Origin of the sequence: Citrobacter sp. Igbk 17 (genome assembly GCF_028069775.1) — a bacterium.
Lineage (GTDB): Bacteria > Pseudomonadota > Gammaproteobacteria > Enterobacterales > Enterobacteriaceae > Citrobacter.
On sequence record NZ_JANEWI010000022.1, the window covers coordinates 22,576 to 38,424 of the forward strand.

12 protein-coding genes are annotated in these 15,849 nt (G+C 53.5%); 5 read left to right on the forward strand and 7 right to left on the reverse strand.

The genetic code is table 11. The annotated features are described in order from the left end of the window. The first annotated feature begins 40 nt into the window (after positions 1-40). Both fdhF and yjcO read left to right on the forward strand, forming a co-directional pair. The gene (gene fdhF, locus NNO08_RS14100) at positions 41-2,188 is read left to right on the forward strand and encodes a formate dehydrogenase subunit alpha (protein ID WP_271456964.1); all 2,148 of its coding nucleotides are present in this window, start codon (positions 41-43) and stop codon (positions 2,186-2,188) included. Positions 2,189-2,279: 91 nt separating this feature from the next. Beyond that, entirely contained in the window at positions 2,280-2,963 is a 684-nt protein-coding gene (gene yjcO, locus NNO08_RS14105) for a Sel1 family TPR-like repeat protein YjcO (protein WP_271440962.1), read from the forward strand. Between the two features lie 103 nt (positions 2,964-3,066). On the opposite strand, the gene gltP is transcribed toward yjcO, so the two are convergent. The 7 genes from gltP to nrfA form a co-directional block, all read right to left on the reverse strand. Beyond that, on the reverse strand, positions 3,067-4,377 hold the full coding sequence (gene gltP / locus NNO08_RS14110; RefSeq protein ID WP_271440963.1) for a glutamate/aspartate:proton symporter GltP: 1,311 nt from the start codon (positions 4,375-4,377) through the stop codon (positions 3,067-3,069). 345 nt (positions 4,378-4,722) lie between these two features. Beyond that, a complete protein-coding gene (nrfG, locus tag NNO08_RS14115; RefSeq protein ID WP_271449286.1) occupies positions 4,723-5,343 on the reverse strand; it encodes a heme lyase NrfEFG subunit NrfG in 621 nt (206 codons plus the stop codon). After that, complete coding sequence (nrfF, locus tag NNO08_RS14120) at positions 5,340-7,553, reverse strand: heme lyase NrfEFG subunit NrfF (RefSeq protein ID WP_271456973.1); 2,214 nt, start codon at positions 7,551-7,553, stop codon at positions 5,340-5,342. The genes nrfG and nrfF overlap by 4 nt, the downstream gene beginning before the upstream one ends. 8 nt (positions 7,554-7,561) lie before the next feature. Next, positions 7,562-8,518 (reverse strand): cytochrome c nitrite reductase subunit NrfD, encoded by a 957-nt coding sequence (nrfD, locus tag NNO08_RS14125; protein ID WP_202037162.1) that lies wholly within the window; start codon positions 8,516-8,518, stop codon positions 7,562-7,564. Continuing rightward, complete coding sequence (nrfC, locus tag NNO08_RS14130; protein WP_202037163.1) at positions 8,515-9,186, reverse strand: cytochrome c nitrite reductase Fe-S protein; 672 nt, start codon at positions 9,184-9,186, stop codon at positions 8,515-8,517. Before nrfC ends, nrfD begins: the two co-directional genes overlap by 4 nt. Next, positions 9,183-9,749 (reverse strand): cytochrome c nitrite reductase pentaheme subunit, encoded by a 567-nt coding sequence (nrfB, locus tag NNO08_RS14135; RefSeq protein ID WP_137381164.1) that lies wholly within the window; start codon positions 9,747-9,749, stop codon positions 9,183-9,185. Before nrfB ends, nrfC begins: the two co-directional genes overlap by 4 nt. Before the next feature lie 44 nt (positions 9,750-9,793). After that, positions 9,794-11,230, reverse strand: a complete 1,437-nt coding sequence (gene nrfA, locus NNO08_RS14140; protein ID WP_137381165.1) for an ammonia-forming nitrite reductase cytochrome c552 subunit — start codon at positions 11,228-11,230, stop codon at positions 9,794-9,796. 432 nt (positions 11,231-11,662) lie between these two features. Between nrfA and acs the strand changes: the two genes are divergently transcribed. The 3 genes from acs to actP all read left to right on the forward strand — a co-directional run bounded on the left by acs (position 11,663) and on the right by actP (position 15,825). Continuing rightward, positions 11,663-13,621: an acetate--CoA ligase gene (gene acs, locus NNO08_RS14145; RefSeq protein ID WP_271449287.1), complete on the forward strand. Its 1,959-nt coding sequence runs from the start codon at positions 11,663-11,665 to the stop codon at positions 13,619-13,621. A 243-nt stretch (positions 13,622-13,864) separates the two neighbouring features. Next, the gene (locus tag NNO08_RS14150; RefSeq protein WP_003031750.1) at positions 13,865-14,179 is read left to right on the forward strand and encodes a DUF485 domain-containing protein; all 315 of its coding nucleotides are present in this window, start codon (positions 13,865-13,867) and stop codon (positions 14,177-14,179) included. Further along, complete coding sequence (gene actP / locus NNO08_RS14155) at positions 14,176-15,825, forward strand: cation/acetate symporter ActP (RefSeq protein ID WP_271449288.1); 1,650 nt, start codon at positions 14,176-14,178, stop codon at positions 15,823-15,825. Before NNO08_RS14150 ends, actP begins: the two co-directional genes overlap by 4 nt. Positions 15,826-15,849 lie beyond the last annotated feature (24 nt).

Here is a 15,849-nt window from a genome sequence, read left to right on the forward strand (position 1 = left end):
CAAGCGCGTATGCGCGATTTGATTAACTGGAGCGAGACCGATGAAAAAAGTCGTCACGGTTTGCCCATATTGCGCATCAGGTTGCAAAATCAACCTGGTGGTCGATAACGGCAAAATCGTCCGGGCTGAAGCGGCGCAGGGGAAAACCAACCAGGGTACCCTGTGTCTGAAGGGCTACTATGGCTGGGATTTTATCAATGATACCCAGATCCTGACCCCTCGTCTGAAGACCCCAATGATCCGTCGCCAGCGTGGCGGCAAACTGGAATCCGTTTCCTGGGATGAAGCGCTTAATTACGTCGCCGATCGCCTGAGCGCCATCAAAGCGAAGTATGGCCCGGACGCCATTCAGACGACCGGTTCATCTCGCGGTACGGGTAACGAAACCAACTATGTAATGCAAAAATTCGCGCGCGCCGTTATTGGTACCAATAACGTTGACTGCTGCGCTCGCGTCTGACACGGCCCTTCGGTTGCAGGTCTGCACCAATCGGTCGGTAACGGCGCAATGAGTAATGCCATCAATGAAATTGATGACACCGATTTAGTGTTCATCTTCGGGTATAACCCGGCGGATTCCCACCCTATCGTGGCGAATCACGTGATCAACGCTAAACGTAAAGGGGCGAAAATTATCGTCTGCGATCCGCGCAAAATTGAAACTGCGCGTATTGCTGACATGCACATCGCGTTGAGAAACGGCTCGAATATCGCGCTGCTTAACGCTATGGGTCATGTCATCATCGAAGAAAAACTGTACGACCAGGCGTTCGTCGCCTCGCGTACGGAAGGATTCGAAGAGTACAGCAAGATTGTCGAAGGCTACACGCCGGAGTCTGTCGAAGATATTACTGGCGTTAGCGCTCAGGATATCCGTCAGGCTGCACGTATGTATGCTTCGGCGAAAAGCGCGGCCATCCTGTGGGGCATGGGTGTTACCCAGTTCTATCAGGGCGTGGAAACCGTGCGTTCTCTGACCAGCCTCGCAATGCTAACCGGCAACCTCGGTAAGCCGAGCGTGGGCGTTAACCCGGTTCGTGGCCAGAACAACGTTCAGGGCGCATGTGACATGGGCGCGCTGCCGGATACCTATCCGGGCTATCAGTATGTGAAAGATCCGGCTAACCGCGAGAAGTTCGCTAAAGCCTGGGGCGTGGAAAGTCTGCCTGCTCATACCGGCTATCGCATCAGCGAACTGCCGCATCGTGCAGCGCATGGCGAAGTACGCGCGGCGTACATTATGGGTGAAGATCCATTACAGACCGATGCTGAGCTTTCCGCAGTGCGCAAAGGCTTCGAAGATCTGGAACTGGTTATCGTGCAGGATATCTTCATGACCAAAACCGCTGCTGCCGCAGACGTTATTTTACCGTCTACGTCATGGGGCGAACATGAAGGCGTATTCTCCGCGGCTGACCGTGGCTTCCAGCGCTTCTTTAAAGCCGTTGAGCCGAAGTGGGATCTGAAAACGGACTGGCAGATTATCAGTGAAATCGCCACCCGTATGGGTTACCCGATGCACTACAACAACACCCAGGAAATCTGGGACGAGTTGCGTCATCTGTGCCCGGATTTCTACGGTGCCACTTACGAGAAAATGGGCGAACTGGGTTATATCCAGTGGCCTTGCCGCGACACCTCAGAAGCCGACCAGGGTACGTCTTATCTTTTCAAAGAGAAGTTCGACACCCCGAACGGCCTGGCGCAGTTCTTCACCTGCGACTGGGTAGCGCCAATCGACAAACTCACCCCAGAGTACCCAATGGTACTGTCAACGGTGCGTGAAGTCGGCCACTACTCTTGCCGTTCGATGACCGGTAACTGTGCGGCGCTGGCCGCGCTGGCGGATGAACCGGGCTATGCCCAGATCAACACCGCCGACGCAGAACGCCTGGGCATCCAGGATGAAGAGCTGGTGTGGGTGAACTCGCGTAAAGGCCGGGTTATCACCCGCGCTGCAGTAAGCGATCGTCCAAACAAAGGCGCGATTTACATGACCTACCAGTGGTGGATTGGTGCATGTAATGAACTGGTAACCGAGAACTTAAGCCCGATTACCAAAACGCCGGAGTACAAGTACTGTGCTGTAAACGTTGAACGCATTGCCGATCAGCGCGCTGCCGAGCAGTATGTCATTGATGAGTACACCAAGCTGAAAGCCAGCCTGCGCGAAAGCGCGATGGGTTAAGCTTCCCCTGACGGCCTCCATTCGGAGGCCGTTTTTTTATGCCAATAATCTCTCTATACTGTCCATTCCCTACTCTAAATCTAAATATAAGATGAAACGACTTTTCGCCTTGATGTTGCTAATAACAGGCTTTGTTCATGCCGAAGAGCCTGGCAGTCAGTTTCTGAAGGCAGCCGAATCTGGAGACCGACGCGCACAATACTTTCTCGCCGATACCTGGTTTAGTTCAGGCGATTTGAGCAAAGCCGAATACTGGGCCCAAAAAGCAGCCGACAGCGGTGATGCGGATGCCTGGGCCTTACTGGCGCAAATTAAGATAACCAACCCGGTCAGTCTGGATTATCCACAAGCCAAAACGCTGGCCGAAAAAGCGACCCAGGCAGGTAGTAAGGCGGGGGAAATTACGCTGGCGCGCATTCTGGTGAACACGCAGGCCGGGCACACAGATTACCCCAAAGCGATTACATTGCTGCAAAACGCCTCGGAAAACCTGGAGAACGACTCCGCTGTCGATGCGCAAATGCTGCTCGGACTGATCTACGCCAATGGCGTGGGTATTCCTGCCGACGATGAGAAAGCCACCTGGTATTTCAAGCGCAGCTCGGCCATTTCTCGCACCGGGTATTCCGAATACTGGGCCGGGATGATGTTCTTAAACGGCGAGCAGGGTTTTATTGAAAAGAATAAACAGAAGGCGCTGCACTGGCTGAATCTGAGCTGTACAGAAGGATTCGATACCGGCTGCGAAGAGTTTGATAAGTTAACCAACGGGTAATGGTTTGCATTGCCGGATGAACGTAGTCGTTGTAGGCCTGATAGCGTAGCGCCATCAGGCAACCCGGAGCAGGTTGCCGGATGGCGGCGTTGCCTTATCCGGCCTACAAAGCGGTCTTATCAAACTTACCTAATATTTCACGCTCATAAGCCAGCGCTTTCTTGCGGTCAAACTTGTGTTCCCACTTGGCGATTACCAGTACCGCCAGCGCGTTACCCACCACGTTCAGCGCAGTACGCGCCATGTCGAGAATACGGTCAACACCGGCGATAAATGCCAGACCTTCCAACGGGATCCCCACACTACCCAGCGTCGCCAACAGCACCACAAACGATACGCCCGGCACACCTGCAATCCCTTTCGAGGTTACCATCAGCGTCAGTACCAGCACGATTTCCTGCCACAGCGACAGGTCAATACCGTACAGCTGGGCAATAAAGATAGCGGCGATACTCTGGTACAACGTCGAACCATCCAGGTTGAATGAATAGCCGGTCGGCACCACGAAACTGGTGATTGATGCCGGTGCACCGTAGGCTTCCATTTTCTCAATAATACGCGGCAGTACGCTCTCAGAACTGGCGGTTGAATACGCCAGAATCAGCTCATCCTTCAGGATACGGATTAAGATCCAGATACTCAGACCACAGACACGCGCCACGATACCCAGCACCACCAGTGCAAAGAACAGGATGGCAAAATGCACCAACAGCACCAGCTTCGCCAGCGGCCACAAGGAGGCAAAGCCAAAGTTTGCGACCGTGACGGCAATCAGCGCAAAGACACCGACCGGCGCATAACGCATGACCATGTGGGTCACTTTAAACATGGTTTCGGAGATAGAGCGGAACACGGTAACCAGCGGTTCACGGTGCGTGGCAGGCAGAGAAGACAGACCTAAACCGAACAGCACCGAGAAGAAGATAATCGGCAGCATGTCCCCTTTCGCCATCGACGCAACGATGTTGGTCGGCACCAGTGACAAAATTGTACCCATCAGGCCATGTGCATGACTCTGCACTTCTGCCGTTGTGCTTTGATATTTCGAAATATCCACAGTCGCCAGCTGCGACATATCAACGCCGGTACCTGGCTGGAATACGTTCGCCAGCGTAATACCGAGGATAATCGCCACGGTGGTGATCACTTCGAAATAGATAATGGTTTTGGCGCCAATACGGCCCAGCTGTTTTGCATCCCCCACCCCGGCGATACCCACAATCAGCGTGGAAATCACAATGGGCACGACGATCATTTTAATCAGGTGGATAAAGATATCACCCGCCGGTTGCAGCAGGTTTAACACCAGCCATTCGCGGCTGTCACTATGGTAGTGCAGGTAACTCCCCAGCAAAATGCCCAGCACCATGGCGATGAGGATCTGCCATGCCAGGCTGACTTTCAAATTTTTCATAACAACGGACTTCCTCGATGGAGCGCTATTCCGCATATAAAAATGCGAGAACAGTACATACTGAAAGGGTATGATTTGTGTTGCGTTCGTTTATAGAGTTTTTTAACGCTTATTATCATTATCATTTGCACGCTATCTCGCGCAAGCCTTTCAGAACAGGGGGTTTAGCTGAAATTATGCATAAAAACGCGAGTTTATATCGGTAATCATGAATAACTTTTTGTTATAAAAGAATTTTTATTTGATAAAAAATGAAGAAGTTCTTCCGTGAGTTTTTTTTACCCACTTGTTCGACTGCCTGTTTTTTAAACAGGCAAAATGATACAAATCACAAAAAAAACAAATTTATTTTTGCCGATTCTGCAACAATTTCGCCATATTAATGGAGTCGATCAACTGCGCACGATTCACCCTAGGCGAGTTTAAATCCATTACTTTTTGCCACATTGAAATCGCCTGTGCGTAATCAGCCTGCATAAACGCATCAGAAGCCAACAGCATCAGCGCGGTGACTTCATTGCCGTCCAGCGCCAGGGATTTATCTATCATTTCGCGCGTTTGCGGTGTCATATGCTGTCCGGCCTGGTAATACAATACCGTCGCCAACGCCGAATAGATTTCGGCGTTTTCACCCCGAAAACGCAGCGCCTGCTCATAGGCCAGCAGTGCATTGTGATACGCATTTTGCCAAAGATAATATTCCCCCAGTTGCGCCCATAACACACCGTCCTGTGGCGTGGCACGAATCTGCGACTGCAAAGAAAGCAGCTGTTTTTCCTGAATATTTTCATCAGAGAACGCGTGCAATGGGTCGGCCAGTCGTGCTTGCTCCTGACGGACAGCCTGCCATTTTGGTGTTAACAGATAGCCTCCGATGCAGGCAATAACCATCATCACAACCGCGGTAACCAGCCGTTTTACCGGCATCGGACGAAACGGTGCCACGGCGCGTTCGGAGTGACTCATCGCTCGTCCTCCTCAGTACGCTGGCGCGATCTCACCCGCCAAATCACCACGCCCACCAGCAGCAATAACACGCACGGTAGCGCCCATAGCAGCAGCGTTTGCTCATTCAGTGGGGGGTTATAACGAACGAAATCACCGTAACGCGCGGTCATCCAGGCAGTGATCTCTGCTTCGTTTTTACCCTCTTCAACCATGCTATAAACCTGGTGACGCATACTGACCGCCACCGGCGCATTGGATTCCAGTAAGTTTTGGTTTTGGCATTGTGGACACCGCAGCTGGCTGGCAATAAACAGCGCCTTTTCCTGCTGTTGCGGGTTTGCAAAGCGCCAGGTATCCACAACCTGAGCATGCGTGATGAAAGGTAGAAAAATCAGCAAGAGCATAAGTAACATCGTTTTGCCGGATGGCGGCGTGAACGCCTTATCCGGCCTACCAGGCTTTTCACTCGTAGGCCTGATAAGCGCAGCGCCATCAGGCAATAACTCAGGGCATTTCCTTCCCCGCCAGCCGCTCAGCAGCGCACCAAATACCATCAGCAGTCCTCCCCCCCAAATCCAGCGCACGCCGCTTTGCACGTATAAGCGCATGGCATAACGATCCTGCCCTGTTTTTTCGCCCATTACCGCATACCAGTCATGCAGCAGATTCCAGCGGATACCCGGCTCCATCATTTGCTGGCGACGCGCGGCATAGAAGCGCCGTTCGGGTTGAAGACTGCCGATACGTTTCTCATCCTGCCACAGCGTAATCAGCGCTTTTTCACTGGTGTAGTTGCCTTTGGCTTCCAGATTGAGACGCTCAAAACGGAAGAGATAACCTGCCAGCTCAACCTGCTGGCCCGGACTCAGATTCAGGCTAATCTCCTGGCGACTGCCGCTGGAAAAGACGATCCCCGCCGCGAAAACCAGTACCCCACTGTGCGCTAACAGGGCCGGAAGCTGGCTTCGCAGCGATCCTTTCCAGCTTCTGATGGTTGCGATAACGATGACCGCCAGCATCAATAACCCAAACGGCAACGTGGCGCGGTTAAAGTACGGCGCGCCAACCGAGAGTCGCCCCCAGCCAAACAGACCGTAAATCATGGGATAGAGCGTGCCGATCAGCACAATCAGTAGCACCGCACAAAAAAGCAGTAACGCGATCAGAATGAGCATCTCGCGCGACCAACCGCCGAAACGCGCAGTTTGGCGACCATCCTGTGCCCGCCAGGCGTACAGCCCGAGCGACGCCAGGCTTAAGACGGAAAATAGTGCAAACAGCGGCGCAGCGCGGACATTATCCAGCGCGAAAGCATGAACAGACACCAGGATGCCGGAACGCACAATCAACGTCCCCAGCAGCGATAAAATCAGTGTGACGATGGCCAGCAGCAGCGACCAGTGACGGAAGAGCCCGCGCTGGCGTGAGACATACAAACTGTGCAGCAATGCGCTGGCAGAAAGCCAGGGTAATAAAGAGGCGTTTTCCACCGGGTCCCAGAACCACCAGCCGCCCCAACCCAGCTCGCAGTACGCCCACCAGGAGCCGAGGATGATGCCCAGCGTCAACGCACACCAGCCGGGTAAAGCCCAGCGCCAGCAGACCCATGCAGTTTCTGCGCTAAAGCCGCCACGCAGCAGCGAAGCCAGCGCAACCCCAGCCGCAACCATCAATCCACCGTAACCCAGATAGAGCAGCGGAGGGTGGAGGATGAGCCCAAGATGCTGCAACATCGGATTAAGATCGCGTCCTTCAATGGCTGGTGGGAAGATACGCACGAACGGATCGGACCACACCACGACAAACAACAGCAGTAAGGCCAACATCATTGACAGGACGCAGAGCGTCAGCGGAAAAAGCGCGTCGGTATCACGCCGATAGCGAAGAGCGAACAGCGCGCTCCAGCCGGAAAGAAACAGCACCCACAGCAGCAGCGATCCTTCATGACCGCCCCACACCGCCGCCAGTTTTAGTCCCCACGGCAGCAGGCTATAGCTATGCTGAGCAACATAGACAACCGAGAAGTCGCTGGTCATAAAACAGAAGACCAGAATGGCAAAAGCGATCAGCTGTAGCGTAAATTGCGTCCACGTCCCCACGCAGGCCAACTGCATCACACCCTGCCAGCGCCGGCGGAGCCCCACCAGCGCGACAAGCGGGGTCAACACGTTGACCCCGAAACTTAACAACAGAGCCAGAAAACCGGCTTCAGGAAGGAAGACGTCCAGATATCACCTTACGCAACGGTTAGCTGTCCTGCATACAAAATAAAGAAACGCAGCAGTAAAACACCAGTCAGGCTGGCACCACATACCGCCAGTACGCCATGAAACGTTGAGCTACGATTCGCCCACGGTTTCAACAGCATCGGGAGGATCAGTCCAAGCCCTGCCACACCCAGCCAGAACCACCAGGTCCAGAACCCACCGCCCAAGGCAGCAGCCAGCGCGCGCATTTTGCCGTCATCACCCAGCGCCAGCCCGACAAAGAAAGCCGCCAGCAGGAAGATTTCCAGCCACACCACCGGCGTTTCCATACGGTGGACAAAGTGCGCTTCAGTGCTGTGTGGGTTACTACGATGGCGTAATGCCATGGCGATTAACGCCACTGCAGCACCGGAGGAGATCCCAGAAAACAGGAACAGTACCGGCAGGATCGGGTTATTCAGGAACGGGTAGGATTTCAACGCCGACAGCAAGAACCCGGTGTACGCCCCGAGCAGTACCGCCAGCACCAGCATCACCGTTTCAAGCATCCGGTGGAACGGTGCGATCAACGCCAGCAGTTTCGGCACAATGCTCAGGCGTGGAATGAAGCGCTGTTGTAAGGCAATCACCTCTTTTTCAAAGATTTTTGCCAACCACAGCACCAGCACCACCATGTACAACTGAAACAGCATGACCCCCATCGACATCACTGACGTGAAGCTGTAGTGGAACATCAGCTTCCAGAAAGTCCATGGACGCGTCAGGTGGAATACCAGGATCAGCAGTCCAAGAATAATGGCTCCCGGTCCCAGTACCAGCGTGGTGCGCAGCAACGTGCTGTCAGCACCGCCCGCTTCCGGGTGCAGCCGTCGTAACAATACCGACAGCGTCACCAGCCCGGCAGATATGCCTATCAGAAACAAATAGATGGCAATGGGCCAGTCCCACACCAGTGATTCAAAATGAAATGCAGAAGCGGGTGTCATTGGCTCACCTCCCCATATTTAAAGGGAACGCGGTAGACCTTCGGTTTCGTGCCCAGCGCCAGCTTGTAACGGTAGGTATTTTTCTGGTGCAACAACCGCGAGATTTCGCTGTTGGGGTCGTCCAGATTACCAAACGTCAGCGCTTTCGTCGGACATGACTCCACGCAGGCGGGCTGCTTGCCCGCTTTCAGGTTGGTTTTGCGGCAAAAATCGCATTTATCCGCCGTCTTGCTGACCGGATGAATAAAGCGCACGCGATAAGGACAGGCGGCGATGCAATACTGGCAACCGACGCACAGATCCGGGTTCACATCCACAATGCCGCTGGCGGCATCGCGGTACGATGCCCCCGTCGGGCAGACGTCAACGCAGGGTGCGTGATCGCAGTGCTGGCACGAATGGCGGAAGAAACGATACTTCACATCGGGAAACGTCCCCAGCGGTTCACTGCGAATGATCGTCAGACGCGAGACGCCTTCCGGTACGCTGTTAACTTCCCGACAGGCATCCATGCACGCGGTACAGCCGATGCATAATGACTCATCATGTACCATGCCGTAACGCACGCCATTAATGTTTAACGTCTTCGCTACGACGCGTCCCGCCGTCCCGCTAACAGCCACCAGCGCGCCGACGCCGGTGATAAACTGGCGACGAGAGCAACTCATGGATGCTCCTTAAGCAAGGGAATAGACGCCGGGTTAAAGTTTGGATTGTTACGCTGATCGCTGTGGCAATCGACGCAAATCTTGATCCGTCCTTTATCGCTTAGCGTCTGCATCGTGTCTTGCTTCGGATGCAGTGAGTGACAGCTGGCGCACGCTACTTTCGTCACGTGAACATCGTGCGGCCAGAACGCTTTTTGCAACTGCTCAGGCAGGTGACAGGACATACAGACGCTGTTCTGCTGCTCCACGTTGTACATCGGCTCGTTAAAGCGCATCACATCCTTCACCCCTTCACGGTGGTTTGGAGATGGCTGGCCGTGACAGTTGGTGCAGGTAACCGGCAGTTTATTATTTGGGTTGATGACTTCTGCATGTTTACCATGCATGCCTTCGGTATCCGGCTTGTGACAATCGAGGCACGCCGCATCCGGATTACGCTGTTGGGTGACCGTCCAGCGTTGATCTGACTCCTGCGGGGTTGGCGTGGCGGTTATCCCGCTCAGGCTCCAGAACAGACCTGACGCCAGCACCCCAGCAGTTAATAACGAACGTAATACGCTCATATTCACTCCGTTGAGTTATCCGCCCCTTGCGAGGCGGAATGGGGTTATTGGCTTAACAGACCGTTTTTACGCGCCTGATCTTCCCATTGCGGAATCACCGTTTTGATGAAGTCCTGCTTCTCAGCGTTGATTTGCTGCATGTTCAGACCAATCGCCTGCTGGGCTTTCTCTTTGGTAGAGATATCCGGCAGTGGGATTTCATGCGTGATGCCTTTGGTCGCCAGCAGACGGACCAGTTTGGTACGTGCATCAGCGGCTTTATCCATCGCGCTACCCAGCATCCGCAGACCTTCTTCCGGCGCGTGCATATGGATACCGTGAGAAGCAATCGACAGATCCCAGCGCCATTGTGCGTGGCGAATGTCTTCCAGAATCGGCTTCATTTCCGCTTCCGTCGCACCCGCATCCCACGCAGCCTTCGCTTCGAAGTGCGCATGTACCAGTTGATCTTCAACTTTGATTTTCAGGTCATGAATCGCTTGCTTACGCTCAGCAACCACTTTTTGCAGGGACGCTTTGTCCTGGGTGTGGCAGTTGGCGCAAGTCTGTGGGAAGTTGTCGAACGGGTTACCAATTTTATGGTCGGTGTAGATCTTGCCTTCTGCGTTCTGCACTTTCGGCATGTGACAATCGATACAGGTCACGTTGTTCTTACCGTGAATGCCCGCACTCCAGGTTTCATACTCCGGGTGCTGCGCTTTCAGCATTGGGGTTTTAGACAGAGAGTTGGTCCAGTCAGAGAAAGCTATGTTGTCGTAGTATTTCTCCATGTTCTCGACTTTCATGCCGTCATCCCATGGGAACTTAACGGCTTTGTTCTTACCGTCGAAGTAGTACTCCACGTGGCACTGACCGCAGACCATGGATTGCTGATCGAAGCGGCTGGCTTTTTCAAACGGTTTGCCAATGGTTTCCATCGCTCGCTCGGCATAAGGACGCGACAGCGTCAGTTCCGGTTTCCCTTTCGCGAAATCTGCTGATGCCGTGTTATGGCAGTCAGCACAGCCGAGGTTGTTAACAATTTCCGGGCCGCCACGCGCCCATTTACCGTGGAAGTACCCATCTTCACCGTCTTTCTGGATCAGACGTGCCACATCCGGGCTTTTACAGCTCCAGCAGGCCATCGGCAACGGACCATCTTCAGCCGTTTTTGGCGCACCGGTACGTAACGTTTCACGCACATCGGTAACCGCATACGCGTGTCCACGCGGTTTGTTGTAATCGCGGGAGAAAGGATATCCCGCCCACAGGATCACCAGGCGAGGGTCTTCTGCCAGCGCATCTTCACGGGCTGACTGTTCAGACGTGGCTTTCCAGGAGAGGTATTGATCAGGATGCTGAGGGGCGAAGGTTTCATTCTTCGCTTCAACGGTGACGGTCTTTGCGGGTACAGAGGTTTGCTCAGCGTGAACGGCAGTAATAAATAAAAACGGTAATATCAGGCTGAAGAAACGGCGTACGCGTGATTTTGTCCTTGCCATAGGGGTCTCATCCAGATGTCGCCATTATCTGCAATGGCGGTTCTTTTATTGTTTTCCATAACAGCAACCACACAATACTGTCATGACATTGCTCCACCCTATTTGTAACAAGAAACCCCACAAGAAATGTTGTTTTTAATCAATTGTAAGTGTATGTAAAATACCACTTTAGAGTTATTCACCCCCTCTAACCCCTTACTCTTTTGTCTATACCCGACACAGATCACCTTTTCAAAACCCTCTATATAACCGCATGTTATCGCGATGTTTAATCAATTTTTGCTAGTTCTCTTCAAAATTCAGTTTGCCGCTAATTTGCACAATTCGGTTATTGCGTGATCTGTCGCCCAAATACTAAACAAAACTTGCAAAGCCCCTACATTTAACGTTTGTGCGACATATTATTAACATCCTACAAGGAGAACAAAAGCCATGAGCCAAATACACAAACACGCTATTCCCGCAAATATTGCGGACCGTTGCCTGATCAACCCGGAGCAGTACGAAGCGAAATACCAACAGTCCATTACCGATCCCGACACATTTTGGGGCGAGCAGGGAAAAATTCTTGATTGGATCAAGCCGTACAACCAGGTAAAGAACACCTCTTTTGCCCCTGGCAACGTATCCATTAAATGGTACGAAGACGGCACGCTGAATCTGGCAGCAAACTGCCTTGATCGCCACCTACAGGAAAACGGCGATCGCACCGCCATTATCTGGGAAGGCGATGATGCTACCCAGAGTAAAAATATTACCTATCGCGAACTGCATCGCGATGTCTGCCGTTTTGCTAATACCCTTCTGGATTTGGGGATTAAAAAAGGCGATGTCGTGGCTATTTATATGCCAATGGTCCCGGAAGCCGCGGTTGCCATGCTGGCCTGCGCCCGTATTGGCGCGGTACATTCGGTCATCTTTGGCGGTTTCTCTCCAGAAGCCGTTGCCGGACGTATTATCGATTCCAATTCACGTCTGGTGATCACCGCCGATGAAGGCGTACGTGCCGGGCGCGGTATCCCGCTGAAAAAGAACGTTGATGATGCGCTGAAAAACCCGAATGTGAAGACGGTTGAGCATGTCATTGTCCTCAAACGTACCGGCGGAAAAACGGACTGGAAGGAAGGCCGCGATCTGTGGTGGTCCGATCTTATCGAGAAAGCCAGCCCTGAACATCAGCCGGCAGAGATGAACGCGGAAGATCCGCTGTTTATCCTGTATACCTCTGGTTCAACCGGTAAGCCAAAAGGCGTGCTGCACACCACGGGTGGATATCTGGTTTACGCGGCAACGACCTTTAAGTATGTGTTTGATTACCATCAGGACGATATCTACTGGTGTACCGCTGATGTGGGTTGGGTTACCGGCCACAGCTACCTGCTGTACGGCCCACTGGCCTGCGGTGCCACCACGCTGATGTTTGAAGGCGTACCTAACTGGCCGACCCCGGCGCGTATGTCACAGGTCGTGGACAAGCACCAGGTCACCATCCTCTATACTGCACCAACGGCTATCCGCGCCCTGATGGCAGAAGGTGATAAGGCGATAGAAGGCACTAACCGTTCATCACTGCGCATTTTAGGTTCCGTTGGCGAGCCGATTAACCCGGAAGCATGGGAGTGGTACTGGAAGAAGATCGGTAACGAAAAATGCCCTGTCGTCGATACCTGGTGGCAGACCGAAACCGGGGGGTTCATGATCACCCCACTGCCGGGTGCAACCGAGCTGAAAGCCGGCTCGGCAACGCGTCCATTCTTTGGCGTACAACCGGCCATCGTTGATAACGAGGGCAATCCGCAGGAAGGGGCGACCGAAGGCAACCTGGTGATCACCGACTCCTGGCCGGGTCAGGCGAGAACACTGTTTGGCGATCACGAACGCTTTGAGCAAACCTACTTCTCTACCTTCAAGAATATGTACTTCAGCGGCGACGGCGCACGCCGTGATGAAGATGGTTATTACTGGATAACCGGACGCGTGGATGACGTGCTGAACGTCTCGGGTCACCGCCTGGGTACAGCAGAAATCGAGTCGGCGCTGGTGTCGCATCCAAAGATTGCCGAGGCCGCCGTGGTCGGCATTCCACATAGTATTAAAGGCCAGGCCATTTACGCCTACGTCACGCTGAATCACGGCGAAGAGCCGTCACCTGAGTTGTACGCCGAGGTTCGCAACTGGGTACGAAAAGAAATTGGCCCGCTGGCAACGCCAGACGTGCTGCACTGGACCGACTCACTGCCGAAAACCCGCTCCGGCAAAATCATGCGCCGCATTCTGCGTAAAATCGCGGCGGGCGATACCAGCAATCTGGGCGATACCTCAACCCTTGCCGATCCTGGCGTGGTAGAGAAACTGCTCGAAGAGAAGCAGGCCATCGCGATGCCATCATAACAAAGTCCTGAAAATGCCGGATGGCGACGCGAAAGCGTCTTATCCGGCCTACAAATCTGACCCTACCCTCTCTTCACCGGGGGGGAAATATAAAAAAACCTCCCCCAAAGGATTTCGTGTTACAGGAAGGCGGCAAGCGAGCACATCCCCAGGAGCATAGTTCACTATGTGACTGGGGTGGGCGAGTGCGGCCAACGAACCTGTAGCGCGAAAGACGCAGGGGGACCTCTGGAGAGCTCTGTGATGAATGACCAAATTTATCAGCGGATAGAAGACAGTGCGCGTTTCAGGGAGTTAGTTGAAAAACGGCAACGGTTTGCCACTATTCTGTCCATCATCATGCTGGCAGTTTATATCAGCTTTATTTTACTGATTGCTTTTGCACCTGGCTGGCTGGGCACCCCACTGCATGCGGGAACCAGCGTTACCCGAGGTATCCCTATTGGCGTCGGCGTGATCCTTATTTCCTTTATCCTGACCGGGATCTACATCTGGCGGGCAAACGGTGAATTCGACCGTCTTAACAACGCGGTTCTGCACGAGGTTAAAGCATCATGAAGAGAGTCCTGACGGCGCTTGCCGCCACGCTGCCCTTCGCTGCGAACGCGGCGGATGCTATTAGCGGTGCAGTCCAACGCCAGCCAACGAACTGGCAGGCGATTATCATGTTCCTGATTTTCGTCATCTTTACGCTCTGTATTACCTACTGGGCGTCTAAACGTGTGCGTTCGCGTAATGACTATTACACCGCAGGCGGCAACATTACCGGCTTCCAGAACGGGTTAGCAATTGCAGGCGACTATATGTCGGCGGCCTCGTTCCTCGGGATTTCCGCACTGGTCTTTACCTCAGGATATGACGGGCTGATTTACTCGCTCGGCTTCCTCGTCGGCTGGCCGATCATTCTGTTCCTGATTGCTGAACGCCTGCGTAACCTCGGTCGCTACACCTTTGCCGACGTGGCCTCTTATCGCCTGAAGCAAGGTCCCATCCGTATTCTGTCAGCATGTGGATCGCTGGTGGTGGTCGCGCTGTATCTGATCGCGCAGATGGTTGGCGCAGGCAAGCTGATTGAACTGCTGTTTGGTCTGAACTATCACATTGCCGTGGTGCTGGTTGGCGTACTGATGATGATGTACGTGCTGTTCGGCGGCATGTTGGCGACCACCTGGGTGCAAATCATCAAAGCGGTACTGCTGCTGTTCGGTGCCAGCTTTATGGCTTTCATGGTCATGAAACATGTCGGCTTCAGCTTCAACAATCTGTTCACTGAAGCAATGGCGGTACACCCGAAAGGCTCCGCAATCATGAGTCCAGGCGGGTTGGTTAAAGATCCGATATCCGCGCTGTCGTTAGGCCTCGGTCTGATGTTCGGTACGGCAGGCTTGCCGCATATTCTGATGCGCTTCTTCACGGTCAGCGATGCCCGCGAAGCACGTAAGAGTGTGTTCTATGCGACCGGTTTTATGGGGTATTTCTACATCCTGACCTTTATCATCGGCTTTGGTGCCATCATGCTGGTCGGTGCAAATCCGGCGTATAAAGATGCTGCAGGCGCGCTGATCGGTGGTAACAACATGGCGGCAGTGCATCTGGCTAACGCGGTGGGCGGTAACCTGTTCCTCGGCTTTATCTCCGCCGTAGCATTTGCCACTATCCTAGCGGTGGTTGCCGGTCTGACGCTCGCGGGCGCATCGGCGGTGTCGCACGATCTGTACGCTAACGTGTTCCGCAAAGGCGCGACCGAACGTGAAGAACTGCGCGTCTCGAAAATTACCGTACTGGTATTGGGTGTCATTGCCATCGTGCTCGGCGTGCTGTTCGAAAATCAGAATATCGCCTTCATGGTAGGTCTGGCATTTGCCATCGCGGCAAGCTGTAACTTCCCCATCATTCTGCTCTCCATGTACTGGTCAAGACTGACCACGCGTGGTGCCATGATGGGCGGCTGGTTAGGTCTGCTGACTGCCGTTGTGCTGATGGTACTTGGTCCAACAATTTGGGTACAAATCCTCGGTCACGAAAAAGCCATTTTCCCGTATGAATATCCGGCGCTGTTCTCGATAAGCGTTGCATTCCTCGGGATCTGGTTCTTCTCTGCCACGGATAACTCAGAAGAAGGTAACCGTGAGCGTGAGCAGTTCCGTGCTCAGTTCATCCGTTCCCAGACCGGGTACGGCGTGGAGCAAGGTCGCGCGCATTAATCTCACTTATCCTCCGGCTTTCGG